Consider the following 16,643-nt stretch of genomic DNA (forward strand, 5'->3'; position numbering starts at 1 on the left):
CTGCGGCCTTACGTTCGGCTCACCGACTACTGGGAGTTGGCGCCTGCCCCTGCGCCTGCCGCGCCTGCCCCTGCCACGGCTCCGCTGATGTCCACGGGGGTGGAGGTGGCGTTCGGCGGCGGGGTGAGGACGATCAGCGGCTGCCCGGCGGGCGGGACCGGCGGCGTCATGTCCGACTTGGGCATCTTCGGCGGGGTCGTCTGGTTGAACAGCGTGGTGTCGAAGTCGACCAGACCGGTCTGCTCCATCACCGTGATGTGGTCCAGAACGGTGTCGTTGGCCTGGTCGGCCAGGGCGCGCACCAGCGTGTTCTTCGTCGTCGAGCGGATCTTCGCCACGGTGTTGAAGATCGAACCGTGCGTCTGGCGCAGGATGTTGGCGAAGTCCACGTCGAACTGCTTGCCGCTGTCCGCCTTCAGGGTGTTGACGAACCCCTCCTGCTGCGGACTCGCGATGTTGGGCAGGGTGACGTTCAGCATCGGCGCGATCTTGCGGCAGGTGATGTCCAGCGCCGCGTGACCGTCGATCAGGTGCTGGCTGGCAGTGAGGACGCCCTTGCTCTGCCCCTTCTGCAGCCCGATCTGCCCCACCGGGTACTCCCAGAGCCCGGCCGCCCGCACCGCCACCACGAACGCCCGGTCGCCTTCCGTCAACGGCCCCCACTGGGTGTTGGCGATGATCCGGTCGGTGGACGTCGACACCGTGTCGAGCCCGAGCATCGATGGGTACGCGAGAGCGCCGAGCGTCAGGGACAACGCGCCGCCCACGAAGAGAGTCCCCATCGCGTTCCGGGAAAGTTGCACCGTTCCTCCTGCCAGGTCGGAAAACCGCCGATTCGCCGTCACTGTGTCGTCACCCGGCGGGGTCGGACAGAGAGAAATACGAACGCGGACCGCTTCGGACTCACCGGGAAGAGTAAAAAGTTCACTGACGACGGACCGAACGGACCGAACGGACCGAACGGACTGAGACGAACCGCCGAGGAGCCAAGGGCGACGACAGCGAGGCTGGTCGGCATCACGTACTACCCGCTGAAGGCCTGCGCGGGAACGCCCCTGACGGACCCGAAGCCGACCCGCACCGGCCTGGCACACGACCGCACATGGTCGTGGACGGCGGGAAAACCCCCACACACGGAGGACACCGCAACGTGCCTCGCCATGGCCGACACGGAACCGACCCCACCGAGCCGACGATCCGCTGCGCGATCACGATGACCGCCCAGACCACCGCCCACCGCGCACCCCCAGACCCCCCTACACACCCTCGCCACCTACCGCCGCACCCCCACCGGCGGAGCCGGCTTCGGCGCGTACTTCGAGGTACGACGGGAGGGAAGGGCGTCGGTCGGGGACGAGGTACTCCTACGGGAGGCCCGGTCTGCAACGCCATAAAGCCATCGACGTCCTTCGCGGTCCAGAGGCGACTACAGCGCCGCTTCCGACGCGAACGTGGAGCTGCGCCGGCATCACGCCGAGGCGCACTGAGCGTGTGGTGCTCGCGCAGATCGCGGACGGGTCTGGGCGTTGGGCGACAGCAAGCGGCCGGACCTGGAGCCGCTGCGGTTCACCACGGCGGGACTATCGGCGGTCGGCACCAACCCGGTCTTCGAAGTTGAGCGGTGCGGCCCTTCGACATGCCGCGGAGACCCGGGGCTTCCCCGTGGGAATGTGACACTTTCGCTCGGGGTGTCACATTCGCGCGCCACGTCCCCCTGCTCGGACGCTCGCGCGCACCGCTCTACTTCGCGGACCCGTCAACCGCCGCGGTTCGGGCTGGGGCCGGCCGGCTTCCGGTCTCCGATTCGCCCTCGAACGGGAACGACACGTGCACCACCACGGCCATCTGTGGACCGACGGCAGACGGCGCTGATCAACTCCGTTGCGGAGCATCTCTGTTCAGGCGCGGACGTGTCGCTCGGCTTCTACGTCGCGCGTCCCTCGTATCTGTCACTGGCTTTGGTGTACTGCTCGCCGAATGGTTCGGTGCCCGGGCTGGTCTGTCCTGCCGGGTAGGCCGTCTCCCGTAAGCCCTCGGCGTCCTTGAGCAGGCGGCGGGCCCGCAGTGCGCGGTTCAGGGTGTGTACGCGGATCGCGGTGAACAGGACGACGGCGGCACCGATGGCGGCCATCTTCCACTCGTCGTCCCGGACGGCCGCGTAGAAGAGGAAGCCGCTGAAGACGACGCCGAAGACGACGAGCAGAGGCTCGCGCACCCAGAAGGGGAGGACGCGGAGCACGAGACCGATCATGCGGTCACTTCAGCAGGTGCGGCCCGTGTGCGCTGTGGTGGAGGCCACAATTCCGGGAGTTCCTGTGTGTATGGAGTGGAGAAGGTGTGTGAGGGGGGTCGGGCTGGTGGTGAGGGCGGTGGTGGGGGCGTCCGATTCGCGGAGGTGGAGGGCGGTGGGGGTGGCGCAGGCGAGTTCAACGCAGTCGTTGCCGTCGCCGCCGCCCGAGAAGGAGGACTTCTGCCAGTTGTCGGGGGTGCGCATCACAGTTCCTTGGCCAGCCTGTGGATGAAGTCACGCGAGCGGTCGAGGTCGAGTGACGCGGACTCCAGTTTGTGGAAGATCGTTCGGGAGGCGCTGAGTTGAGCCTCGGAGTCGATGAAGACGGTGCCAAGGGGTGTGTCGCGGATTACGGTGTCCAGTTTGGACACGGCACCGCCCACGTACGTCATGGTGCTCCCTGCCCGGGTGAAGCCGTCCAGGTCGAAGGGGATGACTCGTACATTCACGTGGTCGGCCTCGGAGAGTTCCAGGATCCGGGTGAGTTGAGCATGTGAGGCCATGCGATCACCGACCCTGATGCGCAGGGCTGCCTCGTGGATCACCACGTTGTACGGGATGGCTGCGGAGCCGTCGATGATCACCCGGCGCGCGCTGCGGTGCTGGACGCGCAACTCGAGTTCGTCCTGTGTGAGTTCGGGAACCCTTGATGAGAACACGGCACGGGAGTAATCCTCCGTCTGGAGGAGACCCGGCACGTACAGAACGGCCACGTCGCGCCGGAACCTCGTGTGATGGTCCAGCTCCGACAGGTCCAGGAACGACGTGGGCAGCGATCCCCGGTACTCCTCCCACCAGCCGCGTGTCCGGTCGGTGGCCATGGCGACCAGCGCGTCGACGAACTCGCCGTCAGTGCAGGCGTAGTGGGATGCCATGCGGCGCAACCGCTCCTCGCTCACCCCTGCGAGTGCGGACTCGATGTGGCTGATCTGGACGGGGCTCACTCCGAGCAGCGCTGCCGCCTCGCGCGCGGTGAGACCTGCCGCTTCGCGCAGTCTGCGCAACTCGCCGGCCAGGCGTTGCTGACGTGCGGTGGGTTTGCGCCTCAGCGCCATTGACTGCTCCTCGTGCCAACGCGCCGGTGGACGCGACTCGTTCGAGGGGCAGATTACGCGATCGGCTTGCTGAACATGAAGCTTTAGACCTACCGTCGGTGACGCGACGTTCACGCTGCGGAAGCGCACCACTCCGTCCTGCCATGACGGCTGAGGCATGCCACCGCCCAACCCGTCAACCACTTGGAGCTGCCCCATGCCCGAAACCGACCCCGCCCCCGACTCCTGGGAGTACTCCCTCTATATCCCCTCCGACCTCCGCGCCGTCACCGTCTGCCGTCGCACCCTCCGGCTGATCCTCACCTTGCACGGCCTGATCCGGCTCGCCGACACCGCCGAACTCCTCGCCTCGGAGTTGATGGCCAACGCCGTGCTCCACACCCGAGGTCCCGCCTGTCTGCGTCTTCGGTTCCGGGACGGTGTTCTGCAGATCGGTGCCTGGGACGCCGACCCCGAACCCCCCGAGCCGCCGCGGCGGTTGGAGGAGTTCGGGGACGACGAGAGCGGGCGGGGGATGGCTCTCGTGCGGGCGTGCTCCGATCTCTGGCATTGGCAGCCGTTGTCGCGGATGGGGCATCGGGGCAAGTTGGTGTGGTGCGAGCTCAAGGCGGCGTAGGGCGCTGCTCGTCCGAACGGATGACTGGTCCGAACGGATGACGGAGAAACCTTCCCGCTTCTGGTCCGCGCATACGCGCTGCCGCCGGTGGCAAAGGTGCAGGCGGAACTGCCTCTCCTCATGAATCGAGAAACTTCGTGCGTCTCCGGCACTCCGTCGCCGCCGCCTGCGGTGCCCTCGCCCTCACGGCCGCCCTCGCCACCCCCGCCCACGCCGCGACCGGTGATTTCGGGTACAAGGTCGTCGGACTGGACGGGCAGCCGATCTCGGTGACTCTCCACGACCCGGCCAGTGGTGAGTGCGTCACGCTCGCCGAAGTCGCCGACCCGGACGCCTCCGAGCCCGCCTTCGCCCCGCACAACGACACCGACGAAACCGCGATCGTGTTCACCGAGACCGACTGCTCGGGCGATTCATGGACGCTGCGCCCGCACGGCCGTCCGGCCACGGACCGCCTCAAACTGCGCTCGGTCGTCTTCCTCCGCTGACGACGCGCCATGGGCGTGAAGGGCCCGTCCGGTTGAGGTGCTGTCGGCCAGGAATGTGACACTTCCTACCTGGAGTGTCACCTTTCTGGAACTGGTACCCGGTCGCCGGCGGGTCCTTTGTGCGTCTGTGGCGTGATCGCGGCCCGGCCCATGCCTTGCGCAGCCGGTCACGGCCGGTGTCTGACCGGGCTTTGCCGAGGTTGACGCAGTTTTGACTGCTTCGCGGGGTATTCCAGACGCGTTCGCGGGCGAGTCCTGGTGAACCTCCGACCTAGATTCGCCGCATGTCCATGCCACAGCGGCCCCACCAGCCCGTAAGGGCTGCCGCCACGCTGCCCGTCCTGCCCTACCGCAAGCCCACCAAGGGCCGCGACTACTGGGTCATCGACGACGTCTTCCCCGAGGCCGACATCGCGGCGGTCCGCGAGCGCTGTCTCGCCAAGGACGACTGGGTCAGGGGATACCCGTACACCTCGGAGAGCTGGCCCGGACTGCGCACCATGCCGGGGCTGGAACCGGGCGAACTCGGGCGCGTGGAGCGGCTGGTGAGGAAGTCGACGGGGGCGCAGAAGCTGTGGGTGCAGCAGGCGCCCGGCGGCGGCACCCTCAACCACAACTGCATCCAGGTCGTGGGAGAAGGGGAGAGCACGCCCCGGCCGCACTCCGACTCGCGGGCGCTGTGCCGGTACGCCGCCGTGCTGTACCTCAACCCGTCCGTGCCCAAGGACTGCGGGACCAGCTTCTACCGGCAGTCCCTGCCCGGCGGGCGGCTCGGCGGCAACGTCGTCCAGGCCCCGCACAACAACCTCGTCGACGCGCTCGGCACACGGTTCGTCGCGCCGGACGCCTTCGAGGAGGACGTACGGGTACCCCACAAGTACAACCGGCTGCTCCTCTACAACGCCAACCTCATCCACAGCGCGACCGGATACTCCGGTACGACGCTGGAGGAGAAGCGGATGACGGCCGTCTTCTTCTGGATGGCCTGAACTCCCGCCCGGTCCGCGTCAGTTGTCAGTACCGCAGCGCCCGGGCCACCTTCGCCGTCACCTTGCCGGAGAGCGTGTGGGTGCTGCGGGCGGTGGCCTTGCCGGTCTTGCCGGCCGAGACGTTGGTGATGGTGACGACGGTCGTGTCGACCCGCTTGCCCGCGGAGTCCGTGAAGTCGACCTGGACGCCGAAGGACTTCTTCGAGTCGGCGGTGTTGGAGACGGTCACCGGGACCGCGCTGTTGCCGTTCGAGTCGTTGCCCACGGCGCCCAGCTTCACGTCGCCCTTGACGTCCACACCGCCCTTGATGTCGTCCAGCTTGCCGCCCACGTCCGCCGTCGCCGACGCGATCGCCGACGACGCCTGAGAGGCGAGCGAGGACGCCGCTGCGGTGGCCTCCTTGCCCAGCGACTCCGCGGCCGAGGCGGCCTTGCTGGCCGCCGACGACACGGACGAGGGGGTGTTGTCGTCGTCCGAGCAGCCGGTGAGTGCGGCGGCGCAGCAGATCGCCGCCGCCGTCAGCAGCAGCACGCTCTTGGTGCGCGGCATCTTGTCTCCTCGTGATGGTTCCCGTGGTTCCCGCGAGCCTTCCTCCGCCGACCCGTGGGCTTCCTCCAGTGAAGGGGCGGTCGTCACCGTCCGCATGTCGGCTCACCCGTACGGCGCACCCCCGTGGTGACGGCCCTCACCCGGACGGATGGTCGAAGCACGGTCGAAGCACGGCACCTACAGAAACGGGGCAGCGCCATGAGCGATCAGTCGCACTCCCAGTCGTCGCAGGGGCCGCCTCTGACCTGGGACCCGTCCCACCAGGGCACCGGCACGCCCGGCCGGACCACGCCCCCGTCGGCGGGCGGCGGTGGCGGCGGCGGGGGCGGCGGTCTGGCCGCCGGGGGCGTCCTCTTCGCGGGCGTGCTCATGTTCGTCAGCGGGGTCCTCGCCGTCTTCCAGGGCATCGCCGCGATCGCCCAGGACGACGTCTACGCCCGGGTCGGCGACTACGTCTACGAGCTGAACCTCACCGGCTGGGGCTGGGTCCTGCTGATCGTGGGCGCCGTGGCGGCGGTGACCGGCTGGAGGCTGCTCAAAGGCCCTGAGGGGGCACAGGGGGCACAGGGGGCAGTGGGGGCCGAGGGCGCCGAGAAGTTCGAGTGGGCTCGGGTCGGTGGCATCGTGCTGGCCTCCCTCAGCCTGATCCTCCAGTTCCTGTTCCTGCCCTACGCGCCGGTCTGGGCGGTCGTCCAGATCGCCATCGACGTCTTCGTCATCTGGGCGCTGGCCACCTACCGTCCGGCTCGCCCGCCCCGTACACCCCCTCCGCCCGTCACCCCTCGCGCAGGCGTGTGAATCCCGTCTTCGCGGGCTCCTTCGACCTGTCGGCGGCCGAACTGGTCTGTGGAGCAGGGGAGTTGCCCGCGAGTGAGGCCGTGGAGGCGTTGATCGGGCTGGTGGACAAGTCCGTTGTGCAGCGGATCGGTGAGGACGGCTGCCGTTACCGCCTGCTGGACACCATCCGCGAGTACGGCGCCGGGCGCCCGGCCCTGGAGTACGGGTGCGCGGCCGAGGGGCGGGCGGTGGACGCGCTGTGGCTCGCGACCTCGCGCAGGTCGAGCCGGCCCGGCTGCGCATCATCGCGTCGGGGGACGGGCTCGGCATCGGCGTCGTGCACTACGAAGCGGCGCTGCTGCGGGCCGCGTTCGGGGACACCGACGGCGCGTACGTGTACGGATCTTCCCGGCATCGGCGTGCGCCGTCGCCGCGGGCACGGCAGCCTGGAGGTGCCGCCCGGGGGACGGACGTGCCGGGGTCGACAGGCCGGTCCCCTACGGCCGTCATGGCAGGACGTCCGGTACCGAGCCTCCCCCCGGCGGCACTCGGGGCTGCCCCAGGTCGGCGGGGCAGCCCCGATGCACAGCCCCGATGCACAGCCCCGATGCGCAGCCGTGCGACCGGTTCAGGGGGCGGTGGCGGTGGCGTCCACGGCCTTGCGGCGCAGCCAGGGCAGGGGCGGGACCGCGGATCCGAGGTAGGGGGTGATCCGTACCTCGAAGTGCAGGTGCGGGCCGGTGACGTTGCCGGACGCGCCGGACAGGCCGATGCGTTGGCCGGCCGTCACTCGGGTGCCCTTGCGTACGTCGATGCGGGACAGGTGGGCGTACTGCGTGAAGTAGCCGTCGCCGTGCCGGATCAGGACCTGGTTGCCGAAGCCGTCGCCGCAGGTCGTCGCGCGGACGGTGCCCGAGCCGACGGCGTACACGGGGGTACCGGAGTCCACGGCGAAGTCCTGGCCGGTGTGGCGGTGGGCCCAGCGGGAGCCCTTGTCCGCGTAGCCGGCGGTGAGGCGGTAGTTGCGGGTCGGGGTCGTCCAGGGCCGGGTGCGCTGCTCGTCGCCGGACGCGGGCGGGCGGCTGCGGTCCCCGAACGGGCAGTGGCCGTCCCGCCCGGACGGATCGACGGCGACCGGGTCGCCGGAGGCCCTCTCCGCCGCCCACAGCCGGTCCCACAGGTCGGTGCGGAGGGTCTTGCGACGGCGTTCGGCGTCCTTGATCCGGGTGGGGCGGGCGTCGGCCTCCCGGAGCCGGTCGACCTGCGCGCGCGCCTGCTCGTGCGCGCGCACGGCCCGCGCGGCGGCCGTACGCCACCCGTCGCTCCCGTTGTTCCCGTCACTCCTGTCGCCGCCGGCTCCGGCGGGCACGGTCGCGAGCAGGAGCAGGGCGAGGGCGAGGAAGGCGGTCGCCCCGGTCGCGGCACGGAGGCGCGCGTGGTGTTCTCGTCCCATCGTGTGATCATCGGACCCGATGGGGCGGCCGGGGCGGGTACGCGCCCGGAGCGGCGTCAGGGTTCACCCGTACGGCGGCGGCCCCGCGAGCTGGTTGCGGTAGACGGCGGACGACCGGGGGTTGTCGGGGCATCGCCACACGCCGTGCGGGCAGTAGTCGCTGATGGTCTGGTACAGCGGCCGGTGCTCGGCGAACCAGGTGAGCATCCCGCGCATGTACTCCGGGTTGTCGCCGTTGCGGTACAGCCCCCACTCCGGGTACGCGACCGGCTTGCCGTGCGCCCGCGCGAACCGCACGTGCGCGGCGAGGCCGTACGGCTCGGCGACCTGCTCCGCGAAGGACATGCCGTGCGGCTGGTCGTAGGCGTCCATGCCGACGACGTCGACGTACCGGTCGCCGGGATAGCACGCGGTCCACGGGACGGCGTCCCGCCCCCGACTGGGCGTGAACTCGAACCGGAACCGCTGCCGCCCGCTGTCCACTGATCGTCCCCCGTTCACGGACCGCATGACGTCGACGATCCTGGCCCAGTACCGCTTCCACGCCCCCGGGTCTGGCCCGCAGCGGTGGGTGTACGTGATCCCGTTCATCTCCCACCCCACCACCAGCACGGCATCGGGCACCCCGAGCGCGACGAGCCGCCGGGCCAGCGCCCGGAAGTGGTCGTCGTAGTCGCCGCGCGCCCCCTTGCGCAGCTCCTCCCGCACGACCGCGTCGGACACGTGCTCCTCGGTCCGCTCCAGCATCGGCACGTTGAGCACGAACATCCGGTCGGCGCGCTGCTTCCGCCACCGCGCCCAGTGCTCCAGATATCCGGGCGCCCCCTCGATGTTGCTCCACCGGTCCCCCGGCAGATACGCGTGCCCGACCCGAGGAGTCGCCGTCCCCAGCCACCCGTCCAGCCCCGCGATCCGCCGCACACCGGCACCGTCGTACCCCACATACGCCCCGAACGCCCCGGGCGGCCCCCCGACCCCGCGCCCGACGGGAACACAGGCGGGCCCGACGAGAAGAACAAGGGCGGCGAGGGCGGCGAGCAGCGGACTCAGCAGAACCCGAAGGGCACGAAGGGAGCGAAGGGGACGAATGAAGTGAAGGGAGCGAAGGGAGTGAAACACCGGCTCATGATGACGCCCTCACCCCCTCCCCACCCCGAACTCGCCGCCGAACCACCCGGACCGGCGACGGGGAGGGACCGCCGGGCACGCGGCCGGAAGGCGGCAACCTTTGGCGGGGGTGCGGCGACGTACTGGTGAACGAACGAGAATGCACGTGAATCCCGTTCCCCACACGAGGAGTTCACCTTGCGCAGACATCCTTTACGGCACCCCGCCCCACACTCCGCACGGCACATCGCACGGCCTCTCGCGCGACTGCTCACCGTTCTCGCGGCGCTCACCGCGCTCCTCTTCCACGCGACCGGTGTCGCGGCCCCGCGTGCCGCCGCCGCCAATGAGTGGAATCCGCCCTCCAACCTCGTGCAGCCGGTGAACGAGGTCTGGAATCACGTCTCGACGACCTACCCCGACCTCTACGGCTTCCGTAACTACGGCTGGGACCAGGTCATGGCCAACAAGGGGAGCATCAACTACTGCGTCCGCTGGGAGTCCGACGCGCCCGTCAGCACCACCCTGCGCGACCAGGTCCACGCGGCGCTGAAGAAGCAGTTCGCCAAGTGGATGGCCGCGCAGGTGGAGAACGGCCGGGGCTACAACAACTGGCCGTACGTCACCGTCCCGGTCAACATCGTCGGCTGGGCGGTGAAGAACCGCTCCACCCTCCAGTGGAGCGACAACTCCGTCGACATCTACTCCGGCGTCCTCGACGAGGACGGCGCCCCGCAGTGCGCCCCCGACTGCGGCCGCTTCTTCCACCAGGACGGCAACTACTCGAAGTGCCCCGGCGGCACCGCCCGCCACTACGACCAGTCCCTCTGGCTCACCAAGGGCTTCGGGGGCGGCGCCGGCGGCGACTGGGGCCAGCGGGTCGGACAGGAGTACTTCACGTCCGTCCTGAACCAGGAGAACATCCATATCTACCTGCATGAAGTCGGCCATACCTTCGGCCTCGACGACTTCTACGACTGGACCCCGACCGGCCAGTGCTGCTTCCTGATGAAGGCGGGCAGCGCCGCCCAGATCACCGAGTTCGACAAGTGGATGCTGCGCGACTTCTGGCGGCATCTGAAGGGACGGTACGGGCTCTGACGGAGCCTCGGAGTTTTGGGGACAGCTCTCATCGCGTCGTTACCGGTGCCGGTGCCGGTGCCGGTGCCGGTGCCGGTGCCTTCAGCCGTACCGGCGCGATGAGCGCACCCCGTTCCGGACCGGAGCCGACGACGGAGAAGCAGGCCTGCTCGCCGGGGGCGATGGCGTCCGCGGCGAGGTCGGCGTGGAGCAGGGCGACGGTGGAGGCGGCCGCGGTGTTGCCGACGGTCCGCACGTGCGAGGGGGCCAACTCGGCGGTGAGGCCCATCTGTTCCCGGAAGGCGTCCACGAGCCGGGGGCTGGCCTGGTGGGTGTGGAGCCGGACCGTACGCCCTCGGCGGCGGCTGCGAACTCGCCCTCGCCGCCGACGTACGCGTGTGCACGCCCACCGCCCGCTTCGGCCTCCCGGAGATCCCCCTCGGCCTGATCCCCGGCGCCGGCGGCACCCAGCGACTGCCCCGCCTGGTCGGTCTCTCCCGGGCCAAGGACATTCTCTTCTCCGGCCGCCAGGTCGACGCGGCCGAGGCCGAACGCATCGGTCTGGTCGACGAGTTGGTCCCCGAAGGCACCCTCCTCGACGCGGCCCGAGCCCGTGCCCGCCGCTGCACCGCCGGCCCCCGCGAAGCCCTGACCGCCGTCAAGCACGCCCTGAACGCCACCCACGAGTCCCCCCTCGACGAGGGCCTCGACCTCGAACTCGCCCTCTTCACCCCTCTGCTCGGCGCCCCGCACCGCCCACCCCACTTCGAACGCTTCGCCCGCACGACGACACCGGCGGTACGGGCGGTACGGGCGCTGCGGGGGTAGCCGCAAGGGGTTTCCGGCGGATCGCCCCGAGATCCACCCTCCTGGTATTAGAGTCACACTGCGCTTCACATGTGTCGCGCGTCACGTCGGTGGGGGCCTGGGCCGGGGAGGCCCTGAGGGGGGCTTGTGCACGAGATGGTGAAGGGCGCCAACGTGGGGTTGGCGGCGCTGAGTGAGAACACGGACGCGGTGGTCGTGAGCCTGGGGTGGGCCAGCCCGACCGGGGAGGGCGACGCGGACGTCTCCGTCCTGCTGCTGGACGCCAAGGGCAAGGTGCGCAGCGACGCCGACTTCTACTTCTACAACCACCCGGTCGCCCCGGACGGCAGCGTGCAGCTCCTGGGCAAGGTGCCCGCGGGCGAGGGCAGCGAGGACCGGATCGGGTTCGACCTGACGGCGATCCCGGCCGACGTGGACCGGATCGTCGTCGCCGCCAGCCGGCACGAGGGCGCCCGCTTCGGCGAACTGGACGATCTCCGGGTCACGTTGGCCGACGGGACCGGCGAGGACCTGCTGCGGTTCGCGATCGACGACGCCGGATCGGTGAGCGCGTTCATCTTCGGCGAGCTGTACCGGCGCGGGGAGGAGTGGAAGTTCCGGGCGATCGGGCAGGGCTACGACACCGGCCTGGCCGGCCTCGCGACGGACTTCGGCGTCGACATCGACGACGACGCCGATGACGTTGCCGACGACGCCGCGGATGACGTTGTCGGCGCGGCTGATGACGTCGCCGACGGGGAGGGCGACCGGGCCGGGGGTGACGTGTCCGCGGCGGCAGTGCCCGCAGCGCCGACAGTGCACGCCTCGCCGCCCGCACCCGCGGTCGAGCAGGCCCCCCACACCACCGCACCCCACACCACCGCACCCCACACCACCGCACCCCACACCACCGCACCCCACACCACCGCACCCCACACCACCGCACCCCACACCACCGACCCCCTTCCCGCCGTACCCGCCCCCCGCCCCGCCGCCGACGACCCCGGTCAGCCGGGTCAGTCGGGTCAGCCGGGGCAGTCGGGCAGGGGCGCCGTCGCTGTCGCCGCCGCCCGCCCCCGTACCGCCAAGAAGAAAGTCACCCTGCCGAAGTCCGTGAAGAAGTCGCTCGCGGAGAACGAGTCGTGGCGGGACGCCCGGCTCTTCCCGGTCTCCGCGCTCAAGAGCGACCGGGACCGCGAGACGCGGGCGACCTCGGTACTGCTGTCGGTGATGGCGCAGGTACCCGAGTTCGGGCGGCGGCTCACGGCCGCCTTCGGCGCGCCGGCGGGCCGGATGGAGACGTTCACCGAGGTGTCCCTCCCGCACGGCGACGGCCCGCGCCGCCCGGACGGCGTCATCCGCGTCGAACGCGCCGGCAAACTGTGGACCGCGCTGGTCGAGACGAAGACCAACGGCAACGCGCTGCGCCCCGAGCAGGTGCAGGCCTATATGGACATCGCCACCCGGCGGGGCTACGAGGCCGTCATCACGCTCTCCAACGACGTCGCGCTCGAGGGCAGTCCCCTCGTCGACGTCAAGGTCGACGGCCGGCGCAAGCACAAGGTGGCCCTGCGGCACCTGTCCTGGGCCGAGGTGACCCACCAGGCCCAACTGCTCATCCGGCACGAGGGCGTAGGCAACAGCGCGCACGCCTGGCTGCTCCAGGAGCTCCTGCACTATCTCCGGCACGACAACTCCGGCTGCCACGGCTTCCAGAACATGGGCGCGTCCTGGGTTCCCGTGCGCAACGGCATCGACGACGAGACGCTGTGCCAGGGCGACGCGCGGGCGCTGGAGGTCGTGGAGAGCTGGGAGCGGCTGATCCGTCAGGTCTCCCTGCGTCTCGGCGGCGAGCTCGGGCAGAAGGTGCTGCCCGTCCAGCGCGCCCGGCGCGGCACGGATCCCGGCGACCGCCGGGCCCGGATGGCCGACGAGCTGTGCGCGGACGGACGGCTGGGGGCGGAGTTGCGGATCGAGGGGACGCCGGGGGTCCTCGCGGTCGGCGCCGACCTGCGCACCGGCCGGCTGCGGACGTCCGTCGAGATTCCCGCCCCCGACCAGGGATACCCGCTGACCTGGGCGAAACGGCTGGTGCGGCGTCTGGCGGAGGCACCGGCGGACCTGCACGTGGAGACCCTGGTCGAGGACGGGGCGGGCCCCGGTCCGCGCGGCACGCTGGAGCGGCTGCGCCCGGAACCGGCCGACCTGCTGCCGAAGAACGGGGCGAGGATCACCGGTTTCCGGCTCACCCTCGTCAAGGGCATGGGCGGCGGTCGCGGCAACGCCGAGTCCGGTTTCATCCGCAGCGTCGACGACGCCGTACAGCGCTTCCACTCCACCGTCGTCGTCCACCTGGAACAGCAGGCGCTGCCGCGTCGGGCCGAGGAGAGTCTGGCGGGGTCTCACTCGGGCGGATGAACTTCGCGGGCCGGCACTCGCCTTGACCTGCGGTTCCTTGCAATTCCATACGGTTCTTTTGGCGGTTCCTTTACAACAGGCAACCCTGGGCGGGTGTTTGGGCATCTCACAGGGTGCCCACAGTTGGGGCCGGGCGCGTGGGGTGCGTCGGTAGTACTGCTGCGACATCGCAGCGCCGCGGTACTACGGCCGACTCGTGGGTTGTCCAGTCCGATGCCTCTGACCAGGCACTCGCAGACGAGGAACCGATGACCAGACAGCACCACCGCAAGGGCCTTCAGCGTGCGGCGTTCGCCGCGGGGGCCGCGCTCACCGTCGTCGCCGTCGCCGGGGCCGCTCCCGGCGCCGGCGCCGCGCCCGCCAGCCCGGCCGGAACGCCGAAGCTCAAGCTCGTCGCCGCGTCGAAGGCCGTCACCGCCGACCGGTACACGGGGGACCCGGACAACCCGGACAACCCGGGGGACTCCGGGGTCTACCTCGACCTCGGTACGTACCTCACCGTCGACAACGCTCCGCTGGAGCTCAAGGTGACCCGCAAGTCGTACAAGGACCCGATCGTCGCCCAGCAGATCCTGCGCAACGGGTCGAAGGTGACGACGAAGGCGCTGCCGGCCGGCCTCGTGAAGGACTTCGGCAGCCTCCCGGACTTCCTGGAGGTCTCCATCAAGAACGCGGCCGGGGTGGAGGTGAAGAAGAGCAAGGGCAACTTCTGCCCCAACAACGCCTCCGGCCGACTGCGTCCGGACGCCCCGGCCACCTCGCGCTACCCGGAGAGCTGCTCCACCAACCCCTTCACGCTCGGCTCGGTCTGGGGCGTCGAGAAGGGCTGGGCGGCCAACACCTCCGCCTTCGACTACGACAAGCCGGTCGACCTGGCCGCCGGTGAGTACACCGTCAAGGTGTCGGTCGCGAAGAAGTACCGCGACCTGTTCGGCATGGCCAACGACCAGCCGACCATCAAACTGACCGTCCGTGAGGTCAGCGGCGAGGGCGGCGAAGAGGGCGGCGAAGGCGGAACCGGCGGCGGAGTCGGCCTCACCGCCCGCTCCGCGCACGGCGCGAGCAGCGGCCACGGCGCGTCACACGACATGGCGGGCATGGCCGGTATGGATGGCATGGATGGCATGGGAGGTGGGCATCACTACGGGCCCCGTGGCGCCGACGCCCCCACCCCCTCCGCGCTCTCCCACGCCCTGGAGGACCGCGGTCTCGCCCACCACCTGGGCGACGGCGCCGGTCACACCGACGGCTCCCGGATCGCGCCCGCGCTGAAGGCCGCCACCAAGCGGCCCACCGGACGGGCCGGCGTCCCGGCCAACGTGCCCAAGCCGGACCTGCGTTCGCTGCCCGCCTGGGACATCGCGGTCACCGACGGCGAGGACGGCGACGTCCCCGGCAAGGACTACCTCGCCTTCAGCGCCAACGTCTGGAACGCCGGCCCCGCCCCCCTCGTCGTGGACGGCTTCCGCAAGCCCGGCGCCGAACTCATGGACTCCTACCAGTACTTCTACGACGCCAAGGGCAAGCAGGTCGGCTACGCCCCCGCCGGCACCATGGAGTGGGACCCGCGCGTCGGCCACGAGCACTGGCACTTCACGGACTTCGCCAGCTACCGGCTGCTCGCCGCCGACCAGCACCAGATCGTGAAGAGCGGCAAGGAGGCGTTCTGCCTCGCCAACACGGACGCGATCGACTACACCGTGAAGAACGCCAACTGGCACCCGAACAACACCGACCTGGCCACCGCCTGCGGCCAGCAGAACTCCATCTCCGTACGCGAGGTCCTCGACGTCGGCTCCGGTGACACCTACACCCAGTACCGTCCCGGCCAGTCCTTCGACATCACCGGCCTGCCGAACGGCACCTACTACATCCAGGTCGTCGCCAACCCGGCGAACCGTCTGCAGGAGACCAACACCAAGAACAACGTCTCCCTCCGCAAGGTCGTCCTGGGCGGCACCGAGGGCGCCCGCACGGTGTCGGTCCCGCCGGTCGACCTGATCAACGCGCCGTAACCCACCCTGACCGACGCTCACGACCGGCCGCGTCCCCACCGCCCCGGCCCGCCAGTGCGGGCCGGGGCGGTGGCGTGATCCGGCGGGGCGTTCCAGAGGTGGGGCGGGACGAAGTCGTACCCGGCCATGTGGTGCACGGCGCCCGCCGGGCAGACGCCGTCGGTGGGGCAGCCGTAGGAGAACACGGCGTGGCCGGCGCGGCGAACGACCCGGCCGCCGTCGCGGCACCGGCCGCGCCCGGTCTCCGCCGGGGCGGTCAAGGGTGGGGAAATGTGACAGATCGCCTGTCACCTGTCACCTGTCACCTTTCGCCGGCGAGGGTGGCCCCCTCAGCCCGCGTTCTTCGCCAGCAGGTTCACGTACGCGTCGATGAAGTGGTCGCGGATGCCGTCCGAGGCGGGGGCGAAGGGGTCGGCGGTCGCGCCCTTCACCTTGTCGGCGAGCAGGCCCAGCGCGGGCATGCGGTCGTGGAGCTTGCCGGTGGCGCCGCCGGGCCGGGTACGGGGGGCGTGTCGGCGTCGCTGAGCCAGTCGCGCAGGTTAGTCGGCTCCGTGCCGCGGAACGCCACCACGATCATGCGGTCGCTCGCGGCGACGTACGCCTGGGTGTCGTCGATCGGGAACGGCATGGTGTGTGGGGAGGAGAAGTGGCGGAAGCGGCCGAAGCCCCAGTCGCGGGCCAGGCCTTCGGCCTCCGCCGGAGACTTGTAGGCGGCGCGGGAGGCCTCGGCGAGCCAGTAGGCGTGGGTGTGGGAGTAGTCGGAGGCCGAGTGGTCGAGGGGGGCAGCCATGGGTACGGGAACCTTTCGACGAACGAGACGAACGAGACGAACGAGACGAACGGGTGGAACTTGTGGGGGTGGGTTTGTTTGTTCGTCGTCGATCCTTGCTGTTGCGGGGGGCGTGACCCGCGTTTCGGCGTGGGGTGAACGGTGGGCGTGCGAGAGCGGTTCAGGGGCGCGTGGGGGCAACCTTTTGTGCGCCGCGGTACGTCTCCTG

At 70.4% G+C, this 16,643-nt stretch carries 18 protein-coding genes and 3 pseudogenes; 9 read left to right on the forward strand and 12 right to left on the reverse strand.

The window, feature by feature from the left end; genetic code table 11:
* Positions 1 to 26: 26 nt before the first annotated feature.
* On the reverse strand, positions 27 to 782 hold the full coding sequence (locus tag OG352_RS22490) for a DUF4142 domain-containing protein (protein WP_329223920.1): 756 nt from the start codon (positions 780 to 782) through the stop codon (positions 27 to 29).
* Positions 783 to 1,520: 738 nt separating this feature from the next.
* Here OG352_RS22490 and OG352_RS22495 point away from each other — a divergent pair.
* A pseudogene (locus OG352_RS22495) lies at positions 1,521 to 1,604 on the forward strand (DUF397 domain-containing protein); the annotation flags it as partial.
* 320 nt (positions 1,605 to 1,924) lie between these two features.
* Here the strand turns inward: OG352_RS22495 and OG352_RS22500 are convergent.
* Genes OG352_RS22500 through OG352_RS22510 form a run of 3 tightly spaced genes read right to left on the reverse strand, consistent with a single transcriptional unit; the run spans position 1,925 to position 3,345 of the window.
* Complete coding sequence (locus OG352_RS22500; protein ID WP_329219285.1) at positions 1,925 to 2,251, reverse strand: hypothetical protein; 327 nt, start codon at positions 2,249 to 2,251, stop codon at positions 1,925 to 1,927.
* 9 nt (positions 2,252 to 2,260) lie between these two features.
* A complete protein-coding gene (locus OG352_RS22505; protein WP_329219286.1) occupies positions 2,261 to 2,494 on the reverse strand; it encodes a DUF397 domain-containing protein in 234 nt (77 codons plus the stop codon).
* Complete coding sequence (locus OG352_RS22510; RefSeq protein WP_329219287.1) at positions 2,494 to 3,345, reverse strand: helix-turn-helix domain-containing protein; 852 nt, start codon at positions 3,343 to 3,345, stop codon at positions 2,494 to 2,496. Before OG352_RS22510 ends, OG352_RS22505 begins: the two co-directional genes overlap by 1 nt.
* A gap of 196 nt (positions 3,346 to 3,541) precedes the next feature.
* On the opposite strand from OG352_RS22510, the gene OG352_RS22515 reads away from it, so the two are divergent.
* From OG352_RS22515 to OG352_RS22525, 3 genes are all read left to right on the forward strand, one after another.
* Positions 3,542 to 3,961: an ATP-binding protein gene (locus tag OG352_RS22515; protein ID WP_329219288.1), complete on the forward strand. Its 420-nt coding sequence runs from the start codon at positions 3,542 to 3,544 to the stop codon at positions 3,959 to 3,961.
* Positions 3,962 to 4,098: 137 nt separating this feature from the next.
* A complete protein-coding gene (locus OG352_RS22520; protein WP_329219290.1) occupies positions 4,099 to 4,449 on the forward strand; it encodes a hypothetical protein in 351 nt (116 codons plus the stop codon).
* Positions 4,450 to 4,733: 284 nt separating this feature from the next.
* Entirely contained in the window at positions 4,734 to 5,438 is a 705-nt protein-coding gene (locus tag OG352_RS22525; RefSeq protein WP_329219292.1) for a DUF6445 family protein, read from the forward strand.
* Positions 5,439 to 5,463: 25 nt separating this feature from the next.
* On the opposite strand, the gene OG352_RS22530 is transcribed toward OG352_RS22525, so the two are convergent.
* Positions 5,464 to 5,988, reverse strand: a complete 525-nt coding sequence (locus tag OG352_RS22530) for a hypothetical protein (protein WP_329219293.1) — start codon at positions 5,986 to 5,988, stop codon at positions 5,464 to 5,466.
* Between the two features lie 198 nt (positions 5,989 to 6,186).
* Between OG352_RS22530 and OG352_RS22535 the strand changes: the two genes are divergently transcribed.
* Positions 6,187 to 6,786 carry a DUF7144 family membrane protein gene (locus OG352_RS22535; protein WP_329219295.1) on the forward strand — a complete coding sequence of 200 codons (600 nt, stop codon included), beginning with the start codon at positions 6,187 to 6,189 and terminating at the stop codon, positions 6,784 to 6,786.
* Between the two features lie 145 nt (positions 6,787 to 6,931).
* Here OG352_RS22535 and OG352_RS40030 read toward each other — a convergent pair whose 3' ends face one another.
* The 3 genes from OG352_RS40030 to OG352_RS22550 form a co-directional block, all read right to left on the reverse strand.
* Positions 6,932 to 7,180 (reverse strand): hypothetical protein, encoded by a 249-nt coding sequence (locus OG352_RS40030; RefSeq protein ID WP_443072531.1) that lies wholly within the window; start codon positions 7,178 to 7,180, stop codon positions 6,932 to 6,934.
* 213 nt (positions 7,181 to 7,393) lie between these two features.
* Positions 7,394 to 8,218: a M23 family metallopeptidase gene (locus OG352_RS22545; RefSeq protein ID WP_329219297.1), complete on the reverse strand. Its 825-nt coding sequence runs from the start codon at positions 8,216 to 8,218 to the stop codon at positions 7,394 to 7,396.
* A 63-nt stretch (positions 8,219 to 8,281) separates the two neighbouring features.
* Positions 8,282 to 9,307 carry a glycoside hydrolase family 26 protein gene (locus OG352_RS22550; protein ID WP_443072494.1) on the reverse strand — a complete coding sequence of 342 codons (1,026 nt, stop codon included), beginning with the start codon at positions 9,305 to 9,307 and terminating at the stop codon, positions 8,282 to 8,284.
* Positions 9,308 to 9,523: 216 nt separating this feature from the next.
* Here OG352_RS22550 and OG352_RS22555 point away from each other — a divergent pair, with 216 nt between their 5' ends.
* Entirely contained in the window at positions 9,524 to 10,426 is a 903-nt protein-coding gene (locus OG352_RS22555; protein ID WP_443072314.1) for a hypothetical protein, read from the forward strand.
* 28 nt (positions 10,427 to 10,454) lie between these two features.
* Here OG352_RS22555 and OG352_RS22560 read toward each other — a convergent pair.
* Positions 10,455 to 10,733: pseudogene (locus tag OG352_RS22560) on the reverse strand (3-oxoacyl-[acyl-carrier-protein] synthase III C-terminal domain-containing protein); the annotation flags it as partial.
* 32 nt (positions 10,734 to 10,765) lie between these two features.
* On the opposite strand from OG352_RS22560, the pseudogene OG352_RS22565 reads away from it, so the two are divergent.
* From OG352_RS22565 to OG352_RS22575, 3 genes and pseudogenes are all read left to right on the forward strand, one after another.
* Positions 10,766 to 11,233 (forward strand): annotated as a pseudogene (locus tag OG352_RS22565) (enoyl-CoA hydratase/isomerase family protein); the annotation flags it as partial.
* Between the two features lie 135 nt (positions 11,234 to 11,368).
* A complete protein-coding gene (locus OG352_RS22570; protein WP_329223923.1) occupies positions 11,369 to 13,630 on the forward strand; it encodes a TerD family protein in 2,262 nt (753 codons plus the stop codon).
* Between the two features lie 248 nt (positions 13,631 to 13,878).
* A complete protein-coding gene (locus tag OG352_RS22575; RefSeq protein WP_329219298.1) occupies positions 13,879 to 15,645 on the forward strand; it encodes a lysyl oxidase family protein in 1,767 nt (588 codons plus the stop codon).
* A gap of 17 nt (positions 15,646 to 15,662) precedes the next feature.
* Here OG352_RS22575 and OG352_RS22580 read toward each other — a convergent pair whose 3' ends face one another.
* The 3 genes from OG352_RS22580 to OG352_RS22590 all read right to left on the reverse strand — a co-directional run bounded on the left by OG352_RS22580 (position 15,663) and on the right by OG352_RS22590 (position 16,435).
* A complete protein-coding gene (locus tag OG352_RS22580) occupies positions 15,663 to 15,905 on the reverse strand; it encodes a hypothetical protein (protein ID WP_329219300.1) in 243 nt (80 codons plus the stop codon).
* Between the two features lie 69 nt (positions 15,906 to 15,974).
* Positions 15,975 to 16,106: a hypothetical protein gene (locus OG352_RS22585; protein ID WP_329219302.1), complete on the reverse strand. Its 132-nt coding sequence runs from the start codon at positions 16,104 to 16,106 to the stop codon at positions 15,975 to 15,977.
* Positions 16,073 to 16,435, reverse strand: coding sequence for a hypothetical protein (locus tag OG352_RS22590; RefSeq protein ID WP_329219304.1), 363 nt, complete (start codon positions 16,433 to 16,435; stop codon positions 16,073 to 16,075). Before OG352_RS22590 ends, OG352_RS22585 begins: the two co-directional genes overlap by 34 nt.
* Between the last annotated feature and the right edge of the window lie 208 nt (positions 16,436 to 16,643).

Source organism: Streptomyces sp. NBC_01485, from assembly GCF_036227125.1.
Taxonomy (GTDB): domain Bacteria; phylum Actinomycetota; class Actinomycetes; order Streptomycetales; family Streptomycetaceae; genus Streptomyces.